The organism is Streptomyces sp. NPDC051322 (assembly GCF_040689485.1).
GTDB lineage: Bacteria > Actinomycetota > Actinomycetes > Streptomycetales > Streptomycetaceae > Streptomyces.
Genome location: NZ_JBFBAK010000002.1, coordinates 571,522 through 597,700 on the forward strand (window position 1 = coordinate 571,522; position 26,179 = coordinate 597,700).

Below are 26,179 nucleotides of genomic sequence, written 5' to 3' on the forward strand. Positions count from 1 at the left end.
CCCACCGGGATGCCTTCGGGGGCGGCTATGCGGCCTGTACGAGTTCGGCGCGGCCGAACAGGAGCGCGTAGCCGGAGGGGAGCTGGGCCAGGATACGGTCGAGAAGGGCGGGGCCGGCCAGGCCGGCGACGACGGCCAGGACGGTTCCGGTGTCCCAGCGTGCCGTGGCGGGGGTACCACCGGTGCGGGTGGCGAGGTCCTTGACCATGCCCCAGCCGGTGAGCGGTTCGGTGTCGGGTACCTGCCCGGTGAAGGTGCGGGCGGCCTCGAACGGGAGACGAGCGGCGAGGGCGACGCGTTCGTCGCCGGTGAGCTGACGGCCCAGAGCGGCCAGCACGGCGTGGGTGACCTCCTCTGCGCGCTCGCGCGTCGGATACACGCCTTCGTAGCGGACTGTCTCCAGCATCCGGTCGAACGTCATCTCCGGCGCGGAAGGGGTCTGCTCGGGCAGCGGGAGGGGAGACATCGGGGGAGTGTGCCTTTCTCGTTCCTGTGAAGGGGGCTCTGCGGCCTGTAGCGGGTTGAGCAGGATGGGGGCGCCCGGTGGAGGGCGGGGCAGAGGGAGATCACTTCCCGCCCTCCACTGCCGCGCGGTTGCTCAGCTGCTGATCTGGGGGTGCGCGGACTCTCCGCCGATGGTGATCTTGCGGGGCTTGGCGCGCTCAGCGATCGGGATCCGCAGGGTGAGGACCCCGGCGTCGTAGTCGGCCCTGATGCGTTCCGTGTCCAGGGTGTCGGCCAGCACCAGCTGGCGCGAGAAGACGCCCAGCGGGCGCTCGGAGAGCTCCATCTGCACGTCCTCGGCCTTGGCTTCCGGCCGGCGCTCCGCCTTGACGGTCAGCATGTTCCGCTCGACGTCGATGTCGATCGCGTCCTTGGTGACACCCGGAAGGTCGAGGGCGATGACGTACTCCTCGCCCTCGCGGTAGGCATCCATGGCCATCGCCGAGGGCCTGGACCAGGTTCCCGTCGTACCTGTCAGCTGCTGGGCGATTCGATCGAGTTCGCGGAACGGGTCGGTGCGCATCAACATCGCGAAACACCTCCAATTGGTTCAGGCAGTAGCTGCCAATGCGCTTCATCCCCACCGTTGTAACATGTCGTCCAGACGATGACAAGCGCGACGTCATCCGAAGGGTGACATCAAGGGAAGGCGACCCATGACCACATCCGAGCACTCCGACCAGGTCGGCGACCCCACCTCTTTCTTCGCTGCGGCCGCGGCACTGCGCGCGGCCGACGAGGCCCTTCGGACCGCCCGCACCCCGCAGGCCGGGCAACGCCCGGAACGCGGGCAAGCCAGCTCCGAGCAAGCGCTGGCCGCGCTGCTGCTGCTGCGCGAACTGCGCGAACAACTCGCCGGCTGGGAGGCGGGACTGATCGAAGCGGCCCGCGCGGCCGGCACCAGCTGGGCCGACCTGGCCCAGCCCCTCGGCGTCGCCAGCCGACAGGCCGCCGAGCGCCGCTACTTGCGCGTACGCCCCGGCCCCCCGGGCACGACCGGGGAGGAGCGGGTGCAAGCCACCCGCGACCGCCGTGCCGCCGACCGCACCGTCACCAGCTGGGCTCGCGACAACGCAGCAGACCTGCGCCAGCTCGCCGGGCAGATCATCGCGCTCACCGATCTCCCCGCCGGTGACCGTGTCCCCCTCACCGACGCCCTCGCCGACAGCGACGCCGCCCGCCTCCTTGCACCCTTGCTGCACAGCCGCGCTTACCTGGAAGCCCGAAACCCCGATCTCGCGGCCCGCGTCGACACCATTGCGGGCCGTACCGATCAGCTCCGCCAAGGCGACGACAGCCCTCACCGCACCGCTACGGACACCACCGGCCGGCTCGGGTGACGCACCGGACCACCTGTCACGCCGTACGACGTGGTCGACCTTGATGTCGTCGCCGCCGAGCTTGTAGCCGTTGCGGTCACCGCTCGAGTTCGTGGTGCCGTCGGTGAGGGTGCCGTTGCCGTAGGAGTGGGAGTCCTCGATGGTCACCGGGCCGATGGGACCGGTGGCGGTCTTGGTGTAGAGGTCCCAGCCGTCATCGATGTTGTTGTGGGACACGTCGTAGCGGAAGACGTTTCCGGGGCCTGCGGTGAGCTTCGCGGCGAAGCCGTCGGCGTCCTCGCCGTCGGAGTCGGCGTTGTCGTGTGACTCCGAGCTCAGGATGAGGTTGTTGGACGGCCACTGGTCGTCCGGGGTGGAGGAGGCGATGCGCGAGATCTGCAGCCCCGAGTCACGGTGGGGATCGGTTCGACAGCTTGCACGAGTCGCACGGTCGGCCGGCGCATGGAGCGGGGAGCGCCGCGTAGGAAGCGTTTTCTCGAGACGCTAAAGCGTTGCCGTGGACGCGTCAATATGCGGATGCTTGATTATTATTCATGAACGTGAACACAGTGGAGTCCTGCGTCGAAAAGGTCCCCGTGCTCTTCCGGGATATTGCGGCTTGATCGGGTACTCGGGCCCGGGTAGTGCGGCGACGCTGGAGGTGCATCGTGACCAGCGCAAGTGACCCGGCGGTCCATGCCGGCGGGGTGGACGGGGCACTCGTCGAAACGGTGCGCCGGACCGGGGCCTCCATCGGTGCGCTCTTTCTGCTCGACCCGGCTGAGAATGTCCTGCGCATCGAGGTACTGTCCGGGGCGCCGGTGGAGTTCGCCGCTCCCTGGGGCCGGGTTCCGGTGGGAGGCCCGGCTCCGGTGGCCGAGGCGATCCGGGAGAACCGGCTTGTCTGGGTGGGCAGTCAGGAGGAGATGGCGCGGTCCTATCCCCGCACGGCGATGGCGCTGCCCTACCCGTTCGCGTTGGCCGCCGCACCCGTGACGGGCATCCGGCAGTGGGGTTCCCTGCTTCTGCTGTGGCCGGCCACCCGTCCGCCGGACATGACTCGGCGGGAGCAAGGGCATATCGCCGCCTGTTGCCGAACGCTGGCTCGGACGCTTGAGGAAGCCGTTGAGGCCGGGATGTTCCCGTTCCCGGGCGGCCGGCCACGGGCACTTCCCGTCGCGACCGGCAGCCCGGTCTCCGGGCCCGCGCTGGCCGCCGCCGACTTCGCCGAGCGTCTGCCCGGCGGGTGTTGCGCACTCGACCTCGAGGGGCGCATCACGTTTCTCAGCTCCCGCGGCGCCGAGCTGCTGGGCCGCGACGCCGGTCAGCTGCTGGGGACGCTGCCGTGGCAGTCGTTGCCCTGGCTCGACGACCCCACATACGAGGACCGCTACCGTGCCGCGGTGATCAGCCGCGAGCCCGTCGCGTTCGCCGCTTGCCGCCCACCGGACCGATGGCTGGACTTCCACCTCTACCCGGACGCCAGCGGCATCAGCATCCAGATCATCCCCACCGGCGCCCAGCCCCCGCCCAGACCGGCTGCCCGGCTGTCCACGCACACCGCCGCGCCGGCCCGCGCGGGGCAGCTCTACCAGCTGATGCACCTGGCCGCCGCCCTGACCGAAGTCGTCGGCGTCCAGGACGTGGTGGATCTCATCGCCGACCAGATCATGCCCGCCTTCGGCGCCCAGGGCCTGGTCCTGTCCGCCGCGGAGACCGGCCGGCTACGGATCACCGGTCACCGCGGTTACCCCTCCCGGGCCATCGAGCGCCTCGACGGCCTCCCCGTCGACACCGGTTTCACGCCCGCCGGGCAAGCGCTCACCAGCGGCATCCCTTCGTTCTTCGCGGACCCTCAGGAAATGCAGCGGAGCTACCCGGAGGCTCCACTGGTCAGCGGCAAGCAGGCATGGGCGTTTCTGCCGCTGAACATATCGGGTCGGCCGGTCGGCTGCTGCGTCCTGTCCTACGAGCACCCGCACACGTTCTCCGCCGAAGAACGCGCCGTGATGACCGCGCTCGCCGGGCTCATCGCCCAGGCACTCGACCGTGCCCGCCTGTACGACACCAAGCATCAGCTCGCCCACGGCCTGCAGCAGGCACTGCTGCCGCACACCCTGCCCGGCATCGACGGGCTGCACGTCGCCGCGCGTTACCTGCCCGCCACCCGCGGCATGGAAATCGGCGGCGACTTCTACGACCTCATCCGACTCGGCGGGACCGCCGCCGCGGCCGTCATCGGAGACGTTCAGGGGCACAACGCGGCCGCTGCCGCCCTCATGGGCCAGGTGCGCACCGGGGTCCACGCGCACGCCACCCTCGGTACGCCGCCCGACCAAGTCCTCGCCAGGACCAACCGCCTCCTCATCGACCTCGACCCCGGTCTGTTCACCAGCTGCCTCTACGCCCATCTCGACTTCGAGCGTCGACGTGTCTGCGTCGCCAGCGCCGGACACCCGCCGCCGCTCGTGCGCCTGCCGGACCGCCGCACGTTCCCCCTTGACGTCACACCGGGGCCGCTGCTGGGCGTCGAGCCCGGCGCCACCTATCCGGTCACCGAGATCCCGTTCACTCCGGGACTGCTGCTCGCCTTCTACACCGACGGTCTCGTCGAAACCCCGGGAATCGATCTCGACGATTCCATCGCAGACCTTGCACGCCGTCTCGCACGCGCCGACGACCGGGATCTGTACCGGCTCATCGACTCCCTGCTGGAGCAGGTACGTCCCGCCCGGCAGCGCGCTGACGACCTGGCCTTCCTCGTCCTGCAGAGCAGAACGCACTCGAGCGGACCGCGAAGGTGACGAAACGGTCAGCGGGTCGCTGTCGCCTGCCGACGTGGCATCGGCGCCGGGCTCGAGGCTGCCCGGCTGATGGGGCATGCTGGCTGAGGAAGATCAGGTGGCAGCCGGAGAAGTGGTGAGCGGCCTGTTCGACCGGGACCGAGCGGGCCCTCGCAGGAGGGGAGCCACCCCAGCGGAAGGGAACTTTCATGGACGAGCAGGGCGAGCACTTCGACGTCGTGGTACTCGGAGCAGGTCCGGGCGGGTATGTCGCCGCCGTTCGCGCGGCTCAGCTGGGCAAGCGGGTCGCGGTCGTCGAGGAGAAGTACTGGGGCGGCGTCTGTCTGAACGTGGGGTGCATCCCCTCCAAGGCTCTGCTGCGCAACGCGGAGCTGGCGCACATCTTCATGCGCGAGGCGAAGACCTTCGGCATCAAGGTCGAGGGGCAGGTGTCCTTCGACTACGGCGAGGCGTTCCGGCGCAGTCGCAAGGTGGCGGACGGCCGGGTCAAGGGCGTCCATTACCTGATGAAGAAGAACAAGATCACGGAGATCAGCGGGCGCGGCACCTTCCGCGACCCGCACACGCTCGATGTGGCGCTGTTCGACGGCTCGACGCAGACGATCGGGTTCGATCACTGCATCGTCGCCACCGGCGCGACGCCGAAGCTGCTGCCCGGCACCCGCCGGACCTCGCGCGTGGTGACGTTCGAGGAGCAGATCCTCGCCGAGGAACTCCCGCAGTCCATCGTGATCGCGGGTGCCGGCGCGATCGGTGTGGAGTTCGCGTATGTCCTGCACAACTACGGCGTCAAGGTGACGATCGTCGAGTTCCTGGACCGCGCGGCGCCCCTGGAGGACGCCGAGGTGTCCGCCGAACTCGCCAAGCAATACCGGAAGTTGGGCATCGACGTCCTCACCTCGACCCGGGTCGAGTCGATCGACGAGTCCGGCCCGCAGGTGCGTGTCGCCGTCACCGGCAAGGACGGTACCCAGCAGGTCCTGGAGGCCGACAAGGTGCTGCAGGCGATCGGGTTCGCTCCGAACGTCACGGGCTACGGTCTGGAGAAGACCGGTGTGCGGGTCACCGAGCGCGGTGCGATCGATGTCGACGGCCGCTGCCGGACCTCGGTGCCGCACATCTACGCCATTGGTGATGTCACCGCGAAGCTGATGCTCGCGCACGCGGCAGAGGCGATGGGTGTGGTCGCGGCGGAGACGATCGCAGGCGCCGAGACGATGGAGCTGGACTACGTGATGATCCCGCGGGCCACCTTCTGTCAGCCGCAGATCGCCAGTTTCGGCTACACGGAGGCGCAGGCGAGGGAGAAGGGCTTCGACGTCAAGGTGGCGAAGTTCCCCTTCACCGCGAACGGCAAGGCGCACGGCCTGGGCGACGCGAGTGGCTTCGTGAAGCTGATCAGCGACGGCACGTACGGCGAGCTGATCGGCGGTCACCTGATCGGCCCGGAGGTCACCGAACTGCTGCCCGAGCTGACCCTGGCCCAGCAGTGGGACCTCACCGTCCACGAGGTCGCCCGCAACGTCCACGCCCATCCGACCCTGGGCGAGGCGGTGAAGGAGGCCGTGCACGGCCTCGCCGGACACATGATCAACATGTGACGAGAGCGATCGGGCGATCGCCTCGCTCAGCGCACCCGTCCGCGCGGTTTCAGTGGTACGGGCGGGAGTTCCGGAGCAGGCAACCGACCGCCGTCGTAGCCGTGCACCTCGCCGAAGCGAGTTCCGGACATCCAGTCCGAACGGGCCTGGGCGATCTCCTCGTGGGAGCGTCCGACGAAGTTCCACCACATGACGATCTCCTCCTCGAACGGCTCGCCGCCCAGGAGCATCAGCCCGGCGTCCGACCTGGCGCGCAACGGCAGTTCCGTACGGCCGCAGCCGAGGTAGAGCATGGAGCCCGGTTCCAGCGGTACGCCGTCGGCGGACGCCTCGCCCGACATCGCAAGGACCGCGTACTCGAAGTCGGGTTCGAGCGGCAGGGCGGCTGCTGCTCCGGCGGAGAGGGCCAGGTCGGCGCCGACGAGGGGGCTGTACGTCGTGCCGGGGGAGCTGGAACCGTCGAGCTCGCCGAGGATCACGGTTGCCGTGAGGCCCGGGGCGATGACCGTCGGCAGTGCGCTGTGGTGTTCGAAACGCGGTTCGACGTTGCGGTGCCCGTCGGGGAGCGCGACCCACAGCTGCGCGCCGTGCAGCAGGCGGGCATGCGGACGGGGGCTCTCCTCGGAGTGGCTGATGGCCCGGCCCGAGGTCATCAGACCCAGCTCGCGCGGGCGCACCGTCTGCAGGCTGCCCAGACTGTCCCGGTGCAGCACCTCCCCCTCGTGCAGCCAGCTCACCGTCTGCAGGCCCATGTGCGGATGGGGCGGCACCTGCATCCCCGGCTCGTCGGCGATGTCGTCGGGGCCGTAGTGATCGACGAAAGCCCATGCGCCGACCATGCGCCGGCCGAGATTGGGGAGCAGCCTGCGTACCTCGGTCGATTCGCCGAGCTTGACCCGTCGCGGGCTGAGGAGTTCGCGTACCGGCTCGGCCGCGACGAACCCGCGGCCCCCGCAGACGGAGAGCGTCGCCGGGCGCTCAAGATTGCTCATGCGCCCAATCTAATCCAGTCCACCCCGGCGCTGCCCGATCGCCGCCCGGGTGGAGGTCGCTGTCCGAACCGTCCTGGCGATGGTGGACGATGAGGGGCGTTCAGCCGTACGACCAGGAGCCCCCTTGACCAGCTACCGTCAGCCCGGCCTCGTCCTCACCGACCACCGCTTCCGGGTGCCCGTGGACCACGCGCAGCCGGGCGGCGAACGGATCGAGCTCTACGCCCGTGAGGTCGTCGCCTCCGACAAGGGCGCCTCCGACCTGGCGGGGCTGCCCTGGTTGCTGTATCTGCAGGGCGGCCCCGGCTTCGGCGCCAACCGGTTCACCGGCAAGCAGGCCTGGCTCGGTCGCGCGGTGCAGGAGTTCCGGGTGCTGCTGCTCGATCAGCGCGGTACCGGCGCCTCCACGCCCGCCAACCGTCAGACGCTGCCGCTGCGCGGCGGCCCTCAGGAGCAGGCCGACTACCTGGCGCACTTCCGGGCCGATTCCATCGTCCGCGACTGCGAGCTCATCCGGCCGCAGCTGACCGGCGGTGCGCCCTGGACCGTGCTCGGCCAGAGCTTCGGCGGTTTCTGCACCGTCCACTACCTGTCGGCGGCCCCTGAGGGGCTGACCGCCGCGCTCATCACCGGCGGTCTCCCGTCGCTCGACGCGCACGCCGATGACGTCTACCGGGCCGCGTATCCCCGTATCGCCCGGAAGACGGCCGCGCACTACGCGCGCTATCCGCAGGACATCGCACGCGCCCGCGAGATCGCCGCCCATCTCCGTGCGCACCGGCCGGTGCTCAACAGCGGATACCGGTTCACCGTCGAGGCCTTCCAGTCGCTGGGCATCATGCTCGGGGCCGGAGACGGCAGTCATGCCCTGCACCACCTGCTGGCGGACGCCTTCGTCCGGACGCCGCAGGGCCCGCAGTTGGCCGACGCCTTCCAGGAGCGGGTGCATGCCGCGCTCTCCTTCGCCGCGCACCCGCTGTACGCCTTGGTCCACGAGTCCATCTACGGCCGGGACACCCGCCCCACGGCATGGTCCGCCGAGCGGGTACGGGCCGAATTCCCCGCCTTCGACGCCCGCCCGGCCCTCGCCGGTGACGCGCCGCTGCCCCTCACCGGGGAGTCCGTGCACCCCTGGCACTTCGAGGTGGACCCGGCGCTGCGACCCCTCCGGGAGACCGCGGACCTGCTGGCCGCCCGTACCGACTGGGCCCCGCTGTACGACCGGGACCGACTCGCCGCCAATGACGTACCGGTCGCTGCCGCGATCTACCACGACGACATGTACGTCGACACCGGCCACGCCCTGCGCACCGCCCGGGCCATCCGCGGCCTGCGCACCTGGGTCACCGACGAGTACGAGCACGACGGGCTGAGGGCCGGTGGCCCGCGGGTGCTCGACCGGCTGCTGGCGCTGGTCCGCGGCGAAGTCTGACGGAGACCGCGCGAGGTCCTATCCTGCGGCCATGACAGACCAATTGGAGCCCATGCCCGCCGACTGGCAGCGCGCACTCGCCGTCGTCGCGCACCCCGACGACCTGGAGTACGGCTGCGCGGCCGCCGTCGCCACGTGGACCGACGAGGGACGCGAGGTGGCCTATGTGCTGGCCACTCGGGGTGAGGCGGGCATCGACACCATCGCCCCCGCCGAGTGCGGCCCGCTGCGTGAGCGGGAGCAGCGGGCGAGTGCGGCCGTGGTCGGGGTGAACACCGTGGAATTCCTCGACCACCGGGACGGTGTGGTCGAGTACGGCACCGCACTGCGCAGGGACATCGCGGCCGCCATCCGCAGGCACCGGCCCGAACTGGTCCTCACGCTCAACCACCGGGACACCTGGGGTGGGATCGCCTGGAACACGCCGGACCATGTGGCGGTCGGCCGGGCGGTGCTCGACGCGGCGGGAGACGCCGGAAACAGGTGGATCTTCCCCGAGTTGTCGGCGCAGGGACTCCAGCCGTGGAACGGGGTGCGCTGGGTGGCCGTGGCGGGGTCCGTCACGCCGACCCACGCGGTGGACGCGACCGCGGGGCTCGAGCGGTCGGTGCGCTCCCTGTTGGAGCACCGCAGTTATATCGAGGTACTGACCGATGAGGACCCCGAGACGTACTGCCGCACCTTTCTGACCGGGAACGCCGAGGCCGCGGCCGGAAGGTTCGGCGGCAGGCCCGCCGTCACCTTCGAGCTCTTCCGCCGCTGAGCCGGAGCGGGAACGGGTTCACAAGAGGCAAGCGACCGCTTAGTATGCGCTGAGCGCAGTTCAGCCTACGGTGTGTGGAGGCCCGCGATGCAGGCATGGCAAGTGCACGAGAACGGCGAGCCCGGTGAGGTGATGCGACTGGACGAGGTGCCGGAGCCGGAGGCCGGGCCTGCGCAGCTCAAGCTGAAGGTCCTGGCCGCGAACATCAACTTTCCCGACGCGCTGCTCTGCCGGGGCCAGTACCAGGTACGCCCGCCGCTTCCCTTCACCCCCGGCGTGGAGATCTGCGGCCGGACCGCGGACGGACGGCGAGTGATCGCCAACCCGGCGCTGCCGCACGGCGGCTTCGCGGAGTACGTCGTCGTCGACGAGGCCACCGTGCTCCCCGCACCCCCGGCGCTCGACGACGCGGAAGCGGCCGCCCTGCACATCGGTTACCAGACCGGCTGGTTCGGCCTGCACCGCCGCGCCCGTCTGCAGGCGGGCGAGACCCTGCTGGTGCATGCCGCCGCGGGCGGGGTCGGCAGCGCCGCCGTACAACTCGGCAAGGCGGCCGGCGCCACGGTCATCGGAGTCGTGGGCGGCCCGGACAAGGCGCGGACCGCGACGGACCTCGGCTGCGACCTGGTCATCGACCGGCGGTCCGAGGACATCATCGCCAAGGTCAAGGAGTTCACCGGAGGCAAGGGCGCGGACGTCGTCTACGACCCGGTCGGCGGCGAGGCCTACGCCAAGTCCGCCAAGTGCGTCGCGTTCGAGGGGCGGATCGTGGTGATCGGCTTCGCCAGCGGCACGATCCCGAGTCCCGCACTCAATCACGCGCTCGTCAAGAACTACACGATCATGGGCTTGCACTGGGGGCTCTACGCCCAGAAGGACCCGGCGTCGATCGGCCGCTGCCACGCGGAGCTGACCGAGCTCGCCGCACAGGGCGCCATCAAGCCGCTCGTCTCCGAGCGTGTCGCACTGAAGGACGCGGCAGCCGCCGTGCAGCGTGTCGCCGACGGCGTCACCACCGGTCGTGTCGTGATCATTCCGGAAGGAGCCGCCCGATGACGGACAACGCACCTCAGCCGGACGCCGCAGACCTGCGTCGCCGTACCCGTGACCTGTTGGCCTCGCATCCCCCGGCGGCCACCGGCCACAGCGATTTCCTCAGGGCCCGCTTCGACGCCGGGCTGGCCTGGGTGCACTACCCCGAGGGCCTGGGCGGGCTCGGCGTGCCACGCTCGCTGCAAGCCGTCGTGGACGCCGAACTCGCCGCCACGGAGGCGCCGGACAACGACCCCCGCCGTATCGGCATCGGACTCGGCATGGCGGCGCCGACCATCCTGCGCTACGGCACCGACGAGCAGAAGCGGCGCTTCCTGCGCCCGCTGTGGACCGGTGAAGAGGTGTGGTGTCAGCTCTTCAGCGAACCGGGCGCGGGCTCCGACCTCGCGGCGCTCGCCACCCGCGCGGTGCGCCAGGAGGGCGGCGACTGGATCGTCACCGGGCAGAAGGTCTGGACATCCAGCGCGCACCTGGCCCGTTGGGCGATCCTCATCGCGCGCACCGACCCGGACGTGCCGAAGCACCGGGGGATCACCTACTTCATCTGCGATATGACCGACCCCGGCGTCGAAGTGCGGCCACTGCGCCAGATCACCGGTGAGGCCGAGTTCAACGAGGTCTTCCTGACAGACGTCCGGATCCCCGACGCGCACCGGCTCGGCCCGGTCGGTGACGGCTGGAAAGTCGCGCAGACCACCCTGATGAACGAGCGGGTCTCGATCGGCGGCGCCCGCATCCCGCGCGAGGGCGGCATGATCGGTCCGGTCGCACGGACCTGGCGCGAACGGCCCGAACTGCGCACCCACGACCTGCACCAGCGCCTCCTGACCCTCTGGGTGGACGCCGAAGTGGCCAGGCTCACCGCTGAACGGCTGCGCCAGCAGCTCGTCGCAGGCCAGCCGGGCCCCGAGGGCTCCGGCATGAAGCTCGCCTTCGCCCGGCTCAACCAGGAGATCAGCGGCCTCGAGGTCGAACTGCTCGGCGACGAAGGCCTGTTGTACAGCGACTGGACCATGCGCCGCCCGGAGCACGTCGACTTCACCGGGCGCGACGCGGGCTACCGCTATCTGCGCTCGAAAGGCAACTCCATCGAGGGCGGCACCAGCGAGGTGCTGCTGAACATCGTCGCCGAACGGGTACTCGGGCTGCCGTCCGAGCCGCGCAACGACAAGGACGCCGCCTGGAAGGACCTGACCCGATGACCGACCTGCTCTACTCCGAGACCGAGGACGACCTGCGCTCGGCGGTCCGGTCGCTGCTCGCGGACCGCGTCGACACGCCGGGCCTGCTGGCCTCGGTCGAGTCCGACACGCCCTACGACCCGCAGGTGTGGGCATCGCTCGCCGCGGACATCGGCGCGGCGGGGCTCCTGGTGCCGGAGAAGCTCGGCGGTCAGGGCGCCTCGCACCGGGAGGCCGCGGTCGTGCTGGAGGAACTCGGGCGCAGCGTCGTCCCGGCGCCCTATCTCACCGGTTCGGTCGTGGCGACGGAGGTGCTGCTCGGCCTCGATACGGGGAGCGGACCGGTCGCCGAACTCCTGACCCGGCTCGCCTCAGGCGAGGGCGTCGCGGTCCTCACCCTGCCGTTGACCGCGGCACCCGGCGCGTCGCACACGCTGCTCCCCGGCCTGACCGGCACGGTCGCCGGGGTCGCCGACGCGATCGCCGCACAGGTGCTGCTGGTGCCCACGCAGGAGGGGCTGTACGCGGTCGACACGCAGGCACCCGGAGTCACCGTCGACCCGCTGGTCGCGCTCGACCTGACCCGCCCGCTGGCCGCCGTCACCTTCGACCATGCGCAGGGCAAGTTCCTTGCCGATCCGGCGACTTCGCGGGCCGCGGTGCACCGGGGTCTGCTGGCCGGTGCGGGGCTGCTGGCGTCGGAACAGCTGGGTCTGGCCGAGTGGTGCCTGGAGGAGACCGTCAGGTACACCCGCGAGCGGCACCAGTTCAACCGACCCGTCGGCGGGTTCCAGGCGCTCAAGCACCGGATGGCCCAGCTCTGGCTGGAAGTCGTGTCGGCTCGTGCCGCCGCCCGCAACGCGGCCGACGCACTCGCCACCGGCAGCCCGGAGACCGAGCTCGCGGTTGCGGTCGCGCAGGCCTACTGCGGGCGGGTCGCGGTGCACGCCGCGGAGGAGTGCGTCCAGTTGCACGGCGGCATCGGCATGACCTGGGAGCACCCCGCGCATCTGTATCTCAAGCGGGCCAAGTCCGACGCGGTCGCCTTGGGTTCGCCCGGTGCCCACCGGACGGAGCTGGCTTCGCTGGTCGACCTGCCGGCGCCGCGATAGCGCCAGGACGACGGTCACCGTGAGTCAACACCCGTACGGCGTACAGATCTTATGCCGGCAGCGGGTGCCTCCTCCGCCACACTGGCGGCCGAAAGCCGCATATCCGGTGCGGCGGAGGAGGGTGACCATGGCCATTTCGGTCTCATTGCTGCTGCTTCTGCTGGTCCTCGCGATCATCTTCCTGCGCGGCGGCGGGCTGAAGATCTCCCATGCGATCGTATGCGCCCTGCTCGGCTTCACACTGGCGAGCACGAGTATCGCGCCGACCATCCAGCAGGCCGTCACCGGCACCGCGCGCATGGTCAGCACCATTCATCCCTGATGTGCGTGCCGACGCCTCAGTCCTCGGCCGTCCACCGCGGCCCGCCCCACTGCGCCCGCGCCCCTTCCAGGGCGGCACGGTAGGCGGCGTAGCCGTCTTCGTACACTCCGCGGCTTGCGGCGCGCGGCTCCACTGTGCGGAACGACTGCGGTTCGGTCTCCGCCGGTTCGCCGAGGAAGAGCCGTGCCACCCGCACCGCGCCCAGCGCACCCACCTCGGTCTCGGCCGGGATACGGATCTCGCGGCCCAGGATGTCGGCGAAGAGCTGCGCCCACGGGCCGGAGCGGGTGCCCCCTCCGCAGGCGGCGAGGACCCCGGTGAGGCCGGCCGTTTCCAGACAGTGGCGGGCCGCGTAGCCGATGGCCTCGCAGACGGCCCGGACCGCGTCGGCGCGGGTGTGGGCGAGGCTGAGCCCGTCGAGGCGTCCGCGGGCCTCCGGGTCCACGAACGGCGCCCGCTCCCCGGCCCCGGAGAGAAAGGGCAGCGCGGTGACGCCGTGTGCCCCCGGCGGGCTGTCGCCCAGCAGCTCGTCGAGATCGGCCGTGGTGGTACCCGTGAGGGCGAGCGCCCACTCGAGGGCGGCGGTACCGACCATCGCCGGCATGGCGCGCAACCAGCGGCCGGGAGCCGGGGTGCACAACCACATACCGGCCGGCTCCGCGGAGCCGGCCGGGTCGGTGAGCGCCGAGTCGGTGAGCACCTGACAGGCCAGCGTGGTGCCGACGATCAGCAGTCCGTCGCCCACATCACGGACGCCGCTGCCCACCGCGCAGGCCGGCAGGTCATACGGTCCCGCGGTGACCGGCAGGCCGACCGGCAGCCCCAGCAGTCCGGCGCCCTGCGGGTCGAGAGCCAGCACCGTTCCCGGCACGGCGGGGGCGGGCAGCAGACGCGCTTGGTCACCGATGCCGCAGGCGGCCAGCGCTTCGGTGGAGTAGGTGCGGGTGACGGGGTCGAGGAACGGCAGCGTGGCGTCGGACGCGTCCACACTGACCTGGCCGGTGAGCCGCTGGGCGACGGCGTCCACGCAGTAACCGGCGGTAGCCGCACGTGCCAGGGTTTCCGGCTCGTGTTCCTGCAGGTGTGCGAGGAGCGGGGCGTGGCAGCCCGGGAACATGCCGGAACCGGTGTGCCGGTACACCTCCTGGACGGTGCCGTCCGCCAACCAGCCCGCCACCCGTTCGGAGGCCCGGCCGTCCATCCAGGAGATGGCAGGGCGGACCGCCCGGCCGTCGGCGTCGCGCAGCCACAAGCCGTCGCCCTGACCGGTGAGAGCCAGCGCAGCGGGCGGCCCGGCCAGCGCGGCCACGGTCTCCCGCACCACCTCGACGACCGTGCGTACGACGTCGTCGAGGTCCTGCTCCACGCGGCCGCCCGGCAACTGCGTAAGTCGGCTGCGGCGGGCCGCCGAGGCCAGCTGCGTGCCTCCGCTGTCGAAAGCGACGGCTTTGGTGACGGACGTCCCGATGTCGACACCGATCAGCACGCTCATGACCGCGGGCCCTCCTGGACCTCGGGGTTGGCGGGGTGTGCGAGCTTCTCCCCGCGCACGAAGCGGCCCGCCTCGGCAGCGGTGATGGCGGCGGCGCGGTGTGCGGTCTGCCGGGTGGCGCCGGCCAGATGCGGAGCGGTGACGACGTTCGGGGCCCGGTGCAACGGCCAGTCGGCGGGCGGCGGTTCGACGTCGTACACATCCACGGCGAGGGCGCCGATCCGGCCGCTGCTCAGCATTTCGGGCAGCGGGCCGTAGTCCAGCAGGCCACCGCGGGCCGAGTTCACCAGTACGGCCCCGTGGGGGAGCAGCGCCAGTTTTTCGGAGTCGATGAGGTGACGGGTCTCCGGCGTGAGGCGGGCATGCAGGCTCACCACACTGCTGCGGCGCAGCAGTTCGTCGAGGGCGACCGGTTCGACATCGTCGGCGCGGGCCGCCGCCGGATCGGCGTACGGGTCGCAGACCAGGACGCGGGCGCCGAAGGCCCGCAGCACCCGGGCAACGATGCGGCCGATGGCGCCGTAGCCGACGAGTCCGACGGTCGCCCCGTCGAGTTCGATGCCGGCCTCGTCGTACGCGTAGAAGTCACCGCGCCACTTGCCGCGCTTGAGCTCGGCGTCGGCGGTGGTGATCCGCCGCATCGCGGTGAGCATCAGCCCGATGGCGAACTCGGCGGCCGCCGGGGCGTTGCGGCCCGGCGCGAAGGAGACGGCCACGCCGTGCCGGGTGGCCGCGGGGAGGTCGACATTGACCGGACCGCCGCGGGAGACGGCGACCAGGCGCAGAGCGGGACAGGATGCGAAGACCCGTTCGGTGAAGGGTGCCATCTGCGTCACACAGATCACGGCGCCGTCCAGCGCCCTGATGACCTCGTCCTCCGTGCCACTGGCTTCCTGGACGTCGCCGACCGGACCGAACGGCTCGTGCGGCCAGGGCAGGGTGAGTTCGGTGACCTCCTGGGCATCGCCGAGCTCCTCGAGCAGGGCGGCGCGGAGAAGTCCGGGGCGGACGAAATGATCGCCGGCGGCGAGGATACGCATCGAGCGGGGCCCTTCCTCGGGGTCACGGTGGTGCAACTGAGGGAGAGCTCCCGCAGTACCACTATCATTGACATTGATAGATCTAACATCATTGTTTTGCAGAATCAATGCGCCGGTGACGCCTCCCTGCCCGGGCCGGCCGGCTGCGAGGGAGGGGCTTGCGATGGCAACCCGGTTGTTGCTCGTCCGGCACGGCGAGACCGAATGGCATGCGGAGAACCGGTACGCCGGGGTCTCCGACGTCGCGCTGACCGCGAAGGGACGGCGGCAGGCGGACGAACTGGCCGGCTGGGCGCGGCAGCGCGGTGTCGACGCGGTGGCCTGCTCGCCGGTCAGCCGGGCGCTGCTCACCGCCCGGCCCGCCGCCCGGGCCCTCGGCCGGGAGCCCGAGGTCGTCGATGCGCTGCGCGAGGTGGACTTCGGCTGGGGAGAAGGCCGGACCATCGCGGAAATGACGGCCGAGGACCCGGAGGCCGTACGCCGCTTCCGCGAGGATGCCGAGGCCGGGGCCTTCCCCGGGTCCGAGCCACCGTCCGCCGCCGCAGCGCGTGCGTCCGCCGCGCTGCGCGGCCTGGCCGGGAGGCGCCCGGGAGGCACCGTGCTGGTGGTGGCCCACAACACGCTGCTGCGCATGGCGCTGTGCGCGATGCTCGGCATCCCGGTGGGCCGCTACCGGCTGGTCTTCCCCGGGCTGGACAACGCGGCCGTCACCGAGATCGAGGTCACGGGCGCCCGGACCGCGCTGCGCTCGATGAACGTCCCCGCCGGGGCGCCGCTCACCGGTGGTGCGGGAAACTTGGACGCATGACGACGACCGGCGCGGAAGCCCGCAGACAGATCATCACCGAACACGTCCTGGAACACGGGTCGGCGAGCGGCTCCGAGTTGGCGGAGCTCACCGGGGTGAGCCTGATGACCGTGCACCGGGATCTGGACGAGCTGGCGAGGCGGGGGGTGCTGCGCCGCTTCAGGGGCGGTGTCTCCGCGCTGCCCTCCACGGTCTTCGAGTCCAACCTGGACTACCGGCTGGGGGTCAACACCATGGAGAAGGACGCCATTGCGCGAGCGGCTGCCGAGCTCGTCGAGCCGGGCGTCTCCGTGATGCTGGACGACTCCACGACCGCGCTCGCGCTGGCCGCCCTGCTGGTGGAGCAGACCCCGCTGACGGTGGTGACCAACGCCCGGCGGGTCATTGACCTCTTCGTGGGCCGGGACGGGATACGCCTCATCTCGCTGGGCGGGGAGTACTCCCCGCCGCACGACTCGTTCCTGGGTGTCGCCTGTCTGGAGGCCATCGAGGCGCTCTCGGTGGACATGGTGCTGGTCTCCACCTCCGCGATGGACGCCCGGATGACGTATCACCAGGAGCAGGACGTGGTGCTGGTCAAGCGGGCGATGCTGGCCTCCGGGACCCGCAAGGTGCTGCTGATGGACCGCACCAAAATGGCCAGGACGGCGCTGCACCGGCTCGGTCCGGTGGAGGACTTCGACCATCTGGTGGTGGACGACCGGGTCGACGCGGAGCTGCTCACGGCGCTGCGGGAGCGCACGGACGTCCGGGTCGCCCCTGCGGCCGACAGCGCCGCGACGCACCACCGGGCTTCCTAAACTCTTGCGTGTTAATTTCACAGAGGTCATGATGCGTTCTCGTCGCGGCTGTACGTCCGCGGGCCCATGACACCTCACTGTGGAGGCACGAGCAATGAGCGACACTGCCGCATCCGCCGCACACCAGGGAACGGTCTGGGACCGCATCGGCATCCCGCGACCGCTCCTCTTCGGCTTCATCGGGGTCCTCATCTTCATGATCGGCGACGGCGTCGAGTCCGGCCTGATCGCCCCGTTCATCGAGGACAACGGCGCGGGCAGCGAAGTCCGGGCGAGCTATGTGATCACCGCGTACGGCGTCACGGTGATGCTCGCGTCCTGGCTGTCGGGCGCGCTGTCCGAACTGTGGGGCCCCCGGCGGGTGATGCAGATCGGCCTGGCCGTGTGGATCGTCTTCGACGCGCTCTTCCTGGCGCTCGGCGCCGCCCAGGGCAACTACACCCTGATGCTGGTCTTCTACGGGCTGCGCGGCTTCGGCTACCCGCTCTTCGCCTTCTCGTTCCTGGTGTGGGTCACGGCCACCGCTCCGGTGGCCAGGCTCGGCGCCGCCGTCGGATGGTTCTACTTCGCTTTCACCGGCGGCCTGCCCACCCTCGGATCGCTCACCGCGTCCGTCACCAACCCCCTGCTCGGAAAGTTCGGCACGCTCTGGGTCGCGCTCGGTCTGATCGCGGTGGGCGGCGCATGCTGTCTGATCGGGGTGCGCGAACGCACCGGGTTCTCCCGGCTCGCTCCGCCCGGGGTACGCCCGGTCCAGTCGCTGACCCGGAGTCTCTCCATCGCCTGGACCAATCCCAAGGTCGCCGTCGGCTGCGTCGTACGCATCATCAACACCGCCCCGCAGTTCGGCCTCTGGGTCATCCTCCCGGCCTTCTTCACCGACGAGATGGGATTCACCGACGGCGACTGGCTGCGACTGCTGTCGATCATGTTCGCCACCAACATCTTCTTCAATCTGCTGTTCGGTGTGGTCAGCGACCGGATCGGCTGGCGTACCACCATCGGCTGGTTCGGTGCGGTCGGCTGCGCGCTGAGCGTGCTCGCCCTGTACTTCGTGCCCAAGCTGATGACCGGCAATTACTGGGTCGCGGTCGGTGTCGGCATGGTCTACGGCGCCACCCTCGCGGGGTTCGTGCCGATCTCCGCGCTGATGCCCTCGCTGGCCCCGGAGAACAAGGGCGGCGCGATGGCCCTGCTGAACCTGGGCGCGGGCGGCGCCGCCTTCGTCGGCCCCGCCATCGTCTCGGTCTTCCTCGGCCCGCTCGGCCGGGACGGGGTAGTAATGATCTTCGCCGGGCTCTATGTCGTCGCCGCCGTGCTGACACTCTTCCTGAGGCTGCCCAGAGTGTCGGAGGAGGCCATCCAACAGGGCAAGAACCTCCAGGAAGCGGCCGAGCCACTCACCGCCGCGTCGCCGCCCGTTTCCCCGCCCGAGAGGAACCCGTCCCGCCCATGAGCCCCGCCGCCGATGTCCTCCGAACCGCCGACGCCGTGGTGGCCGGTATCGATGTGGCGACCGCTGCGGTGCGGGTGCTGTGCGCCGATGCCGGCGGACGGATCCTCGCGGAGGGGCGGGCGCCGCTGCCCCAGCCGGTACGCGGCACGGGCGGCCGCAGCGAACAGGACGCCCGCAGCTGGTGGCCGGCGACGGCCGCCGCCCTTCGGCAGGCCACCGCCGCACTGCCGGGCGGTGGCCGGGAAGTGATCGCGGTCGCGGTCTCCGCCACCTCGGGGACCCTGGTCCTGGCCACCTCGGAAGGCGAACCGGTGGGCCCTGCCTTGATGTACGACGACCGGCGGTCCGCCGACCTCAACGCCAAGGCGCAGGAACTCGGCGCAGCACGCTGGCGGGCCCTGGGCCTCTCCGTCGGGCCGACGGCGTCGCTGGGCAAGCTGGTCAGCTGCGCCGGCCGGGCGCAGCCCGGTCAGCTCGTCCTGCACACCCCGGACCTGATCGGACGCCTGCTGACCGGCCATCAGGTGGCTCTCGACTGGAGCCACGCGCTGAAGACCGGCTACGACCCCCAGGTGGGGGAGTGGGCCACCGAGATCTTCGACGCCTTCGACGTTCCGTCAGCCCTGCTGCCCGCTGTGCAGGCCCCCGGGACCCCCATCGGCACGGTCTCGGCCTCCGCCGCGTCCGAAACAGGGCTGCCCGTCGGGTGCGAGGTACGTCTCGGCATGACCGACGGGTGCGCCGGCCAGATCGCCACCGGCGCGGTGCACCCCGGCCAGTTCGTCGGCGTGCTGGGCACCACATACGTCCTCAAAGGCGTCACCCGCGAGCTGGTCACCGACCCGGCCGGTGCGCTCTACAGCCATCGTCATCCCGACGGCTGGTGGCTGCCGGGCGGTGCCTCCAACACCGGCGGTGAGGCGCTGGCCACGGTGGATCCGGCCCGCCTGCCCGACCTGGACGCGGCGGCCGGTGCCCGCGGCCCGGCCTCCTGCCTGGCCTACCCGCTGCGCCGGGAGGGGGAGCGGTTCCCGTTCGTCTCCGGTGAGGCCCGCGGCTTCACCGCCGGGGCGCCGCAGGACGAGGCCGACGAGCACCGGGCCGCTCTCGAGGGGGTGGCCTTCCTGGAACGACTCGCACTGGAACGGGTGCAGGCGCTGGGCATCGAGGTGCACGGGCCGCTGCATGCGGCGGGCGGCGGTAGCCGCAGCGCCCTGTGGAGCCGCATCCGGGCCACCGTTCTCCATCGGCCGCTGCGCATCGCCGACCGGGCCGAGACCGCTTTCGGCGCGGCGCTGCTCGCCGCCGCAGGTACGCTCCATCCCGATCTGTCGGCGAGCGCGGCGGCGATGACGGGACCGGGGCGGCTCGTCGATCCGGTCCCGGCGGAACAGGCCGCGATCGACGAGTCCTATCAGCGGTTCGTCGCGGAACTGCGCGCCAGGGGCTGGCTCGGCCTCGGCTGAAACCGGGGCCGGCTACGAGCTGACGCGGCGACGGATGCTTCGCAGCACCGCCGCCGCACCCAGGGCGGTACCGGCCAGTGCGGTGGCGGTGAGGGCGGGGTGGCGGGCCAGTTCCGTCTGCGGGGAGCGTGCGGAGGCCTGGTCGTCGAAGACACCGTGGGCTCCGTAGTCGTGACCCCGCGGGCCGTCGGCCGGCTGCCACAGATTGTTCACCCGGTCGGGCGACGCCTTGTCGGCGGTCTGCTGGGAGTCGAACCCGGTGCGGGCGAGGTAGCGGTCCAGCAGGGCGGGGGCCACCCTGTTGCCCAGGATGGTCGCCACGGTGGAGGCACCGACGTAGTACTGCTTGCGGCGCGGATGATCCGCCGCGTGCACGACGGCTCGCGCGGCGATCTCCGGCTGGTAGATGGGCGGCACCGGTTGCGGATGGTTGGGCAGCCTGGAGAGAACCCAGGAGAACTGCGGGGTGTTGACCGCCGGCATCTGTACGACGGTGATGTGCACCCGGCTCTTGCGGTGCAGGAGTTCGGTGCGGACCGACGAGGTGAAGCCGTTGACCGCGTGCTTGGCGCCGCAGTAGGCCGACTGCAGCGGGATGGACCGGTCGCCCAGCGCCGATCCGACCTGCACGATGGAGCCTGCGTCGCGGGGCAGCATGCTGTTGAGAGCGACGCGCGTGCCGTGCACGAACCCCAGGTAGGAGACCTCGGTGACGCGTTTGAACTCGTCCGGTTCGATCTCGGTGAACGGGGCGAACACCGAGGTGAACGCCACATTGACCCAGACGTCGATCGGTCCGAAGGCGCTCTCCGTCGCCTTCGCGGCGGCTTCCACCTGCGCGTAGTCGGCTACGTCGGTGGGCAGCGCGAGCGCCTGGCCGCCGGCTTCCTCGACCTCTGCCGCGGCGGCGTCCAGGCCGGCCTGTCCGCGGGCGAGCAGCGCCACATTGGCGCCCCGTTCGGCGAACAGGCGGGCGGCGGCGCGGCCGATCCCGCCACTCGCGCCGGTGATGACAACTGTCCGGTCCACTTTCATGCCTTCCATCGATACGGGAAACCGATACGGGAAAGGGGCGTCAGAACTCGGCACCACCGGCCAGGTGGGCCGAACTCTCGAGCAGCAGCGCATGAACGAACGCCTGAGGGAAGTTGCCGCGCAGCTGCCGCTGGGTGATGTCGTACTCCTCCGAGTACAGTCCCGCTGTCGCGCACGCCTCACGGTTGCACTCGAACCAGCGCAGCGCCTCGTTCTCGTTCCCCTGCTGGTATTCGGCCATGGCCATGACGAAGCCGCAGAGCACGAATGCCCCCTCGGCTTCCTGTAGCGGTCGATCGTCGTGCCGGAAGCGGTAGGCGTAATGACGGACTGCCAGGTGCTCCTTGATGGCGCTCAGCGTGGCCCGGGTCCGGCGATCGTCGGCCGGCAGCAGGCCGCGCACGGGAGGGAGCAACAGCGAAGCGTCCGGCGCCGGATCGTCGGGCGAGCGCTGCCAGTATCCGTCGGCGTGCAGCGCGTTGGCCTCGGTATCGGCAAGGATGGTGTCGGCAAGGCCGGACCAGCGCTCGGCGCGGGACCGGCCGGCTCCGGCTCTGGCCATCCTGCGGAGACCTGCGGCGCAGATCAGCCGGCTCTGCGTCCACGCCCGGTCGTTGAGTTCCCAGATACCCGCGTCCTTCTCCTGCCACCGTTGTTCGATGCTGTTCGCGGCGATCTCCGCCGCTGCCCAGCCGTCCTCGTCGAGACGGTCCCGGTGTGCCGCGGCTCCGAAGAGCAGCAGCGCCTCCCCGAAGGCGTCGAGTTGGAACTGACGGTTGACATGGTTGCCGACCCGGTCGTAGCCGCCGGGGTAACCGGGCAGGTGGAGTTCGCGCTGGGAGGGCACCGGGCCCCCGCCGATCGTGTAGGCCGGGGACAGTTTCGGACCGTCGGCGTGCAGGCGAGCCCCGACGAAGCGCACCGCATCGTCCAGCAGCGGGTGAGCTCCTGTGGCGGCCACCGCCTGGCCCGCGTAGCACTGGTCCCGGATCCAGACATAGCGGTAGTCGTAGTTGCGTCCCTCTTCGGCGCGCTCGGGCAGGCTGGTCGTCGCCGCCGCGACCATGCCACCGCCGGCCCCGGTCATGCCGCGCAGTACGGCGTACGCCTGGCGGGCGTCATTGGGCGCGATCGTGTTGTCGAGGGCGGGCACGTCGGCGTCCCACGCCTGCTCGGTCGAGGCCCAGGCGCGGGCGGCTTCGACAGGCTCGCCCGTCAGCGGCTTCGTGCCGATCTCGAGTACCAGATCATGGCGGTCGCCCGCGTCGAGCGTGAGGTCCAGGAGGAATCGAGGCCCCTCGCTGTCAGGGGCGGAGAGCCGCGCCTGCTGCCCGCCCGACCAACGCAGATACAGGTCGCCCACGCGGGCCGTCCATACCCCGCCGTCCCGCTTGGCCTCGCGTACCGGCTCGCTGCCGAACCCGCCGAGTGGGTGCAGCACCACGTGGACCTGGGCCCGCGCCTCCTGGGCGGTGACACGCCGCAACAGGACGAGGCGGTCGGAGGCGCTGGGCATAGCCAGCGCCTCCCGGCACTCCACAATGCCCGTTTCGGTGATCCAGCGGCTGCGCCAGATCAGCGACCCCTCCTCATAGTGCCCGCCGGGTACGAACCGGCCCTCGGGCGTCACCGCGTACACACCGGAGCCGCCGATGAGAGTGGAGAAGACGGCATCGCTGTCCCAGCGCGGCGCGCACAGCCAGCAGATCTCCCCACGAGGGCCGATGAGCGCGCCGCGCTCGCCGTCGGCGATCATGGCATAGTCACGCAGCGCCTGAGGCGGATACAGGTCATGGTCGGCCTGTGGCCGCAGATTGCTCATCGTGGTTGCTCCAACCGTCCGTCCAACGCTGTTCGGCCGCTGCTCAACCACGCCTGCGGCGCACGACGCCGTATGCCAGGGCCGCGGTGGCGGCGAGCGCCGACGCGGCCCCCGCTGCGAGGAGCCGGGCGTCGGATGCCGACGCCTCCGGGCGTGCCAGCAGCCGTTCGGGATGGTCAACGGGAAGGTGCCCGTCCAAGCCGAGGGCCAGTGCCTCCGCCAGATGCATGGCCCGCCGCCCGGCCCCGCCCTGCTCGATCTGGGTACGGCAGCTGAACCCGTCCGCGATCACCAGTGCGCCGGGAGCGGTGTCGCGTACCGCGGGCAGCATCCCTTGCTCGGCGATCGTCATGGACAGGTCGTGGTGGCCTTGCTCGAACCCGAAGTTCCCGGCGAGACCGCAGCACCCCTCGTCCAGTACGTCGGCGTCGATACCGGCCCGCCGCATCAGTTCCCGGTCCGCGTCGTCCTTCAGCACCGCGTGCTGGTGGCAGTGCGTCTGCACGGTGGCGGCGCGGGTGAGGTTCGGCGGCTGCCAGCCGTCCGGGGCGTGGTTGAGAAGCAGCTCGGAGAAGGTCAGGAACTTCTGGGAGAGCCGCTGAACGTCCTGGTCCTCGGGCATCAGCTCTGGGGCGTCAGCGCGGAAGACGGCCGTGCAGGACGGTTCAAGACCGATGACGGGGGTGCCGGCCTCGATCCAGGGCCGCAGGACATCGAGAGTGCGGCGAAGAACGCGCTTCGCCGTGGCCAGCTGTCCGGTGGAGATCCAGGTCAAGGAGCAGCACACCGCTTCGGTCGGCACCGCGACGCGGAACCCGGCGTCCTCCAGCACCCGCACCGCCGACTTCGCGATGTCCGGATGGAAGTAATTGCTGAAGGTGTCGGGCCACACCACGACCGTGCGCGGGTCGGCCGGATCCGGCTCCCCGACCTGGCGCCTCTGCCACCACTGGACGAAGGACTCCTGCGCGAAGACCGGCGCCTCCCGCGCCACCGCCACCCCCGCCAGGGCCTTCCCGGCACGCGCGAGCCCCGGAGCCCGCAACGAAGCATTGACGAGCCGCGGAGCGAGCCGCGACAGACGTGCCCACAGCGGAAGCCAGCCCAGCGAGTAGTGGGCGGCCGGACGCAGGCGCCCGGCGTAGTGGTGGGACAGGAACTCCGCCTTGTACGTGGCCATGTCGACGCCGGTCGGGCAGTCGGATTTGCAGCCCTTGCAGGCCAGACAGAGATCGAGGGCATCCTTGACCTCGGTGGAGCGCCAGCCGTCGGTGATGGCGGAGTCCGCGTGGCCGCCCAGCATTTCGAAGAGCAGCCGGGCCCGCCCCCGGGTGGAGTGCTCCTCCTCCCCGGTCGCCCGGTACGACGGGCACATCACCCCGCCGCGGTGCGACCGGCAGTTACCAATCCCGACGCACCGCAGTACCGCCCGGGTGAAAGAGTGATCGTCCTCGGGATACCCGAAGTGGGTATCCGAGGGTTCCGGCCGCCAGCGCGCTCCGAGACGGAGGTTCTCGTCGACCGCGTAGGGGGCGGTCACCTTGCCGGGGTTCATCCGATTGTCCGGATCGAACAGCGCCTTCATCTCACCGAACGCGCCGACCAGCCGCTCACCGAACATCCGGGTCAGCAGTTCACCGCGCGCCTGCCCGTCGCCGTGCTCGCCCGACAGCGACCCCCCGTAGGAAGCAACCAGGTCCGCAGCCCGGAAGAGGAACTCGCGGAACGCCGCGACGCCCTCCGCGTTCTTCAGCGCGAACGGAATGCGGGTGTGCACGCAGCCCTGCCCGAAGTGCCCGTACAGGGAGGGGTGATCGTAGTCGAACTCGGTGAAGAGCCGCTTCAGGTCCCGCAGGTAGTCACCGAGCCGGTCCGGCGGTACGGCCGAGTCCTCCCAGCCCTCCCAGGTCTCGCGGTCGTCCGGCGGCCTGGCGGTCACGCCGAGGCCGGCCTCCCTGGCCTTGAGCATCTTCTGCTCGCGTGCCGGATCGTCGGAGAAGGCCACCGTTCCGTCGTCTTCGCTGCGTCCCAGAGCGCGCAGCAGCGCATGACCCTGTTCATCGACGTCGTCCTGGCTGTCGCCGCTGAACTGCACCAGCAGCCAGCTCTCCCCGTCGGGGAAGGCGTCCAGGGATTCCAGGTAGGCGTGCTCCTCGCGCATCAGCTGCGCCATCCGCCCGTCCAGGGCTTCCAGCTGGGTCGGACTGCAGTGCTCCAGGAGGCGCGGTACGTCGTCGGCTGCGGCGCAGATGTCGTCGTAACCGAGCACCACCATGGACTCGTACGGCGGAGCGGGCACCAGGTCCAGCTCGGCGTGCAGCACGGTGACGAGGGTCCCCTCGCTGCCGACCAGTGCCTGGGCGAGATGGAAGCCGTTCTCCGGCAGCAGCGAATCCAGGTTGTACCCCGAGACACGGCGCGGGATGTCCGGGAAGCCGCGCCGGACGTCGGCCATGCAGCCGTCGATGAGCGTCTTGAGGCCGCCGTAGAGTTCGCCCCGCCGACCACCGGCCGCCACCGCCTCGGCGAGCTCCTCCGGAGAGGTCGGACCGACCCATGACCGGAAACCGTCATAGGTCAGGATCTCCAGGCGGCGCACGTTGTCCACGGTTTTGCCGTACGCCTGGGCGGACGCACCGCACGAGTTGTTGCCGACCATCCCACCCAGTGTGCAGTGACTGTGCGTGGCCGGCTTGGGGCCGAACTTCAGCTGGTGCGCTGCCAGCTGCCGGTTGAGCTCGTCCAGCACGAGCCCCGGCTCGACGACACAGGTCCGGCGTTCCGGGTCGACCGACACCACCTTGTTGCAGTACTTCGTCCAGTCGATGACGACAGCGGTGTTGGTGCACTGGCCGCCCAGGCTGGTCCCGCCCCCCCGGGAGAGCACCGGCGCGCCGAACCGAGCGCAGACCGCGACCGCCTCGGCCCCCGCGTCGACGCTGCGCGGCACGACAACCCCGATCGGCACCTGCCGGTAGTTCGAACCGTCCGTGACATAGGCACCCCGGCTGCCCGCGTCGAACCGCACTTCGCCGTCGACCCGCTCACGCAACACCCTCTCCAGCGCCGTTACGTCCAGTTCGGCCTGCTTGCTCGCCGCACCTTCGCTGTCGGGTGATGCCTTGCGTGTCGCGGTCATGGGCACCTTCCTCGTAAGGGTCTGCCGGATATGGGTCT

General features: G+C 70.8%; 21 protein-coding genes and 1 pseudogene. 13 read left to right on the plus strand and 9 right to left on the minus strand.

What is annotated here, in order from left to right; all coding sequences use genetic code 11:
• Positions 1-25: 25 nt before the first annotated feature.
• Positions 26-466: a DUF2267 domain-containing protein gene (locus AB0436_RS06665; RefSeq protein ID WP_366466607.1), complete on the minus strand. Its 441-nt coding sequence runs from the start codon at positions 464-466 to the stop codon at positions 26-28.
• Positions 467-598: 132 nt separating this feature from the next.
• A complete protein-coding gene (locus tag AB0436_RS06670) occupies positions 599-1,033 on the minus strand; it encodes an Hsp20/alpha crystallin family protein (protein WP_366466608.1) in 435 nt (144 codons plus the stop codon).
• A gap of 127 nt (positions 1,034-1,160) precedes the next feature.
• Here AB0436_RS06670 and AB0436_RS06675 point away from each other — a divergent pair, with 127 nt between their 5' ends.
• Positions 1,161-1,844 carry a type III effector protein gene (locus tag AB0436_RS06675; protein WP_366466609.1) on the plus strand — a complete coding sequence of 228 codons (684 nt, stop codon included), beginning with the start codon at positions 1,161-1,163 and terminating at the stop codon, positions 1,842-1,844.
• Positions 1,845-1,859: 15 nt separating this feature from the next.
• On the opposite strand, the pseudogene AB0436_RS06680 reads toward AB0436_RS06675, so the two are convergent.
• Positions 1,860-2,234: pseudogene (locus AB0436_RS06680) on the minus strand (right-handed parallel beta-helix repeat-containing protein); the annotation flags it as partial.
• 257 nt (positions 2,235-2,491) lie between these two features.
• On the opposite strand from AB0436_RS06680, the gene AB0436_RS06685 reads away from it, so the two are divergent.
• Together AB0436_RS06685 and lpdA are read left to right on the plus strand one after the other, a co-directional pair.
• Positions 2,492-4,627 carry a SpoIIE family protein phosphatase gene (locus AB0436_RS06685; protein WP_366466610.1) on the plus strand — a complete coding sequence of 712 codons (2,136 nt, stop codon included), beginning with the start codon at positions 2,492-2,494 and terminating at the stop codon, positions 4,625-4,627.
• 188 nt (positions 4,628-4,815) lie between these two features.
• Positions 4,816-6,228 (plus strand): dihydrolipoyl dehydrogenase, encoded by a 1,413-nt coding sequence (lpdA, locus tag AB0436_RS06690; RefSeq protein WP_366466611.1) that lies wholly within the window; start codon positions 4,816-4,818, stop codon positions 6,226-6,228.
• A 26-nt stretch (positions 6,229-6,254) separates the two neighbouring features.
• Here lpdA and AB0436_RS06695 read toward each other — a convergent pair whose 3' ends face one another.
• On the minus strand, positions 6,255-7,220 hold the full coding sequence (locus AB0436_RS06695) for a pirin family protein (protein WP_366466612.1): 966 nt from the start codon (positions 7,218-7,220) through the stop codon (positions 6,255-6,257).
• A gap of 79 nt (positions 7,221-7,299) precedes the next feature.
• Between AB0436_RS06695 and AB0436_RS06700 the strand changes: the two genes are divergently transcribed.
• The 6 genes from AB0436_RS06700 (at position 7,300) to AB0436_RS06725 (ending at position 13,083) form a co-directional block, all read left to right on the plus strand.
• The gene (locus AB0436_RS06700) at positions 7,300-8,652 is read left to right on the plus strand and encodes an alpha/beta fold hydrolase (protein WP_366466613.1); all 1,353 of its coding nucleotides are present in this window, start codon (positions 7,300-7,302) and stop codon (positions 8,650-8,652) included.
• A gap of 31 nt (positions 8,653-8,683) precedes the next feature.
• On the plus strand, positions 8,684-9,415 hold the full coding sequence (locus tag AB0436_RS06705; protein ID WP_366466614.1) for a PIG-L deacetylase family protein: 732 nt from the start codon (positions 8,684-8,686) through the stop codon (positions 9,413-9,415).
• An 87-nt stretch (positions 9,416-9,502) separates the two neighbouring features.
• On the plus strand, positions 9,503-10,471 hold the full coding sequence (locus AB0436_RS06710) for an NADPH:quinone oxidoreductase family protein (RefSeq protein WP_366466615.1): 969 nt from the start codon (positions 9,503-9,505) through the stop codon (positions 10,469-10,471).
• Positions 10,468-11,670 (plus strand): acyl-CoA dehydrogenase family protein, encoded by a 1,203-nt coding sequence (locus tag AB0436_RS06715; protein WP_366466616.1) that lies wholly within the window; start codon positions 10,468-10,470, stop codon positions 11,668-11,670. Before AB0436_RS06710 ends, AB0436_RS06715 begins: the two co-directional genes overlap by 4 nt.
• A complete protein-coding gene (locus AB0436_RS06720) occupies positions 11,667-12,761 on the plus strand; it encodes an acyl-CoA dehydrogenase family protein (RefSeq protein ID WP_366466617.1) in 1,095 nt (364 codons plus the stop codon). Before AB0436_RS06715 ends, AB0436_RS06720 begins: the two co-directional genes overlap by 4 nt.
• 127 nt (positions 12,762-12,888) lie before the next feature.
• The gene (locus AB0436_RS06725) at positions 12,889-13,083 is read left to right on the plus strand and encodes a hypothetical protein (protein ID WP_365853154.1); all 195 of its coding nucleotides are present in this window, start codon (positions 12,889-12,891) and stop codon (positions 13,081-13,083) included.
• Positions 13,084-13,099: 16 nt separating this feature from the next.
• Here the strand turns inward: AB0436_RS06725 and AB0436_RS06730 are convergent, their stop codons facing one another.
• A complete protein-coding gene (locus AB0436_RS06730; RefSeq protein ID WP_366466618.1) occupies positions 13,100-14,575 on the minus strand; it encodes an FGGY-family carbohydrate kinase in 1,476 nt (491 codons plus the stop codon).
• Entirely contained in the window at positions 14,572-15,615 is a 1,044-nt protein-coding gene (locus AB0436_RS06735) for a 2-hydroxyacid dehydrogenase (RefSeq protein ID WP_366466619.1), read from the minus strand. The genes AB0436_RS06730 and AB0436_RS06735 overlap by 4 nt, the downstream gene beginning before the upstream one ends.
• Before the next feature lie 163 nt (positions 15,616-15,778).
• On the opposite strand from AB0436_RS06735, the gene AB0436_RS06740 reads away from it, so the two are divergent.
• The 4 genes from AB0436_RS06740 (at position 15,779) to AB0436_RS06755 (ending at position 20,145) form a co-directional block, all read left to right on the plus strand.
• A complete protein-coding gene (locus tag AB0436_RS06740; protein WP_366466620.1) occupies positions 15,779-16,423 on the plus strand; it encodes a histidine phosphatase family protein in 645 nt (214 codons plus the stop codon).
• Entirely contained in the window at positions 16,420-17,223 is an 804-nt protein-coding gene (locus AB0436_RS06745) for a DeoR/GlpR family DNA-binding transcription regulator (protein ID WP_366466621.1), read from the plus strand. The genes AB0436_RS06740 and AB0436_RS06745 overlap by 4 nt, the downstream gene beginning before the upstream one ends.
• 94 nt (positions 17,224-17,317) lie before the next feature.
• Positions 17,318-18,679 carry an MFS transporter gene (locus tag AB0436_RS06750; RefSeq protein ID WP_366466622.1) on the plus strand — a complete coding sequence of 454 codons (1,362 nt, stop codon included), beginning with the start codon at positions 17,318-17,320 and terminating at the stop codon, positions 18,677-18,679.
• Positions 18,676-20,145 (plus strand): FGGY family carbohydrate kinase, encoded by a 1,470-nt coding sequence (locus tag AB0436_RS06755; protein ID WP_366466623.1) that lies wholly within the window; start codon positions 18,676-18,678, stop codon positions 20,143-20,145. Before AB0436_RS06750 ends, AB0436_RS06755 begins: the two co-directional genes overlap by 4 nt.
• A 12-nt stretch (positions 20,146-20,157) precedes the next feature.
• On the opposite strand, the gene AB0436_RS06760 is transcribed toward AB0436_RS06755, so the two are convergent.
• From AB0436_RS06760 to AB0436_RS06770, 3 genes are read right to left on the minus strand one after another with little or no spacing between them, the layout of a single operon-like run.
• Positions 20,158-21,174, minus strand: coding sequence for an SDR family oxidoreductase (locus tag AB0436_RS06760; protein WP_366466624.1), 1,017 nt, complete (start codon positions 21,172-21,174; stop codon positions 20,158-20,160).
• A 46-nt stretch (positions 21,175-21,220) separates the two neighbouring features.
• The gene (locus tag AB0436_RS06765; protein WP_366466625.1) at positions 21,221-23,002 is read right to left on the minus strand and encodes a glycoside hydrolase family 15 protein; all 1,782 of its coding nucleotides are present in this window, start codon (positions 23,000-23,002) and stop codon (positions 21,221-21,223) included.
• A gap of 43 nt (positions 23,003-23,045) precedes the next feature.
• Positions 23,046-26,141, minus strand: coding sequence for an FAD-linked oxidase C-terminal domain-containing protein (locus AB0436_RS06770; protein WP_366466626.1), 3,096 nt, complete (start codon positions 26,139-26,141; stop codon positions 23,046-23,048).
• Positions 26,142-26,179: the final 38 nt, after the last annotated feature.

Excerpts from the sequence above, each read along its gene's own strand:
- AB0436_RS06735 (WP_366466619.1), bottom strand. The coding sequence starts at position 15,615 with ATGCGTATCCTCGCCGCCGGCGATCATTTCGTCCGCCCCGGACTTCTC.
- AB0436_RS06755 (WP_366466623.1), top strand. The coding sequence starts at position 18,676 with ATGAGCCCCGCCGCCGATGTCCTCCGAACCGCCGACGCCGTGGTGGCC.
- AB0436_RS06705 (WP_366466614.1), top strand. The coding sequence starts at position 8,684 with ATGACAGACCAATTGGAGCCCATGCCCGCCGACTGGCAGCGCGCACTC.
- AB0436_RS06665 (WP_366466607.1), bottom strand. The coding sequence starts at position 466 with ATGTCTCCCCTCCCGCTGCCCGAGCAGACCCCTTCCGCGCCGGAGATG.
- AB0436_RS06670 (WP_366466608.1), bottom strand. The coding sequence starts at position 1,033 with ATGTTGATGCGCACCGACCCGTTCCGCGAACTCGATCGAATCGCCCAG.
- AB0436_RS06750 (WP_366466622.1), top strand. The coding sequence starts at position 17,318 with ATGAGCGACACTGCCGCATCCGCCGCACACCAGGGAACGGTCTGGGAC.
- AB0436_RS06710 (WP_366466615.1), top strand. The coding sequence starts at position 9,503 with ATGCAGGCATGGCAAGTGCACGAGAACGGCGAGCCCGGTGAGGTGATG.
- AB0436_RS06700 (WP_366466613.1), top strand. The coding sequence starts at position 7,300 with ATGGTGGACGATGAGGGGCGTTCAGCCGTACGACCAGGAGCCCCCTTG.
- AB0436_RS06770 (WP_366466626.1), bottom strand. The coding sequence starts at position 26,141 with ATGACCGCGACACGCAAGGCATCACCCGACAGCGAAGGTGCGGCGAGC.
- AB0436_RS06730 (WP_366466618.1), bottom strand. The coding sequence starts at position 14,575 with ATGAGCGTGCTGATCGGTGTCGACATCGGGACGTCCGTCACCAAAGCC.
- AB0436_RS06715 (WP_366466616.1), top strand. The coding sequence starts at position 10,468 with ATGACGGACAACGCACCTCAGCCGGACGCCGCAGACCTGCGTCGCCGT.
- AB0436_RS06745 (WP_366466621.1), top strand. The coding sequence starts at position 16,420 with ATGACGACGACCGGCGCGGAAGCCCGCAGACAGATCATCACCGAACAC.
- lpdA (WP_366466611.1), top strand. The coding sequence starts at position 4,816 with ATGGACGAGCAGGGCGAGCACTTCGACGTCGTGGTACTCGGAGCAGGT.
- AB0436_RS06725 (WP_365853154.1), top strand. The coding sequence starts at position 12,889 with ATGGCCATTTCGGTCTCATTGCTGCTGCTTCTGCTGGTCCTCGCGATC.
- AB0436_RS06740 (WP_366466620.1), top strand. The coding sequence starts at position 15,779 with ATGGCAACCCGGTTGTTGCTCGTCCGGCACGGCGAGACCGAATGGCAT.
- AB0436_RS06720 (WP_366466617.1), top strand. The coding sequence starts at position 11,667 with ATGACCGACCTGCTCTACTCCGAGACCGAGGACGACCTGCGCTCGGCG.
- AB0436_RS06765 (WP_366466625.1), bottom strand. The coding sequence starts at position 23,002 with ATGAGCAATCTGCGGCCACAGGCCGACCATGACCTGTATCCGCCTCAG.
- AB0436_RS06675 (WP_366466609.1), top strand. The coding sequence starts at position 1,161 with ATGACCACATCCGAGCACTCCGACCAGGTCGGCGACCCCACCTCTTTC.
- AB0436_RS06695 (WP_366466612.1), bottom strand. The coding sequence starts at position 7,220 with ATGAGCAATCTTGAGCGCCCGGCGACGCTCTCCGTCTGCGGGGGCCGC.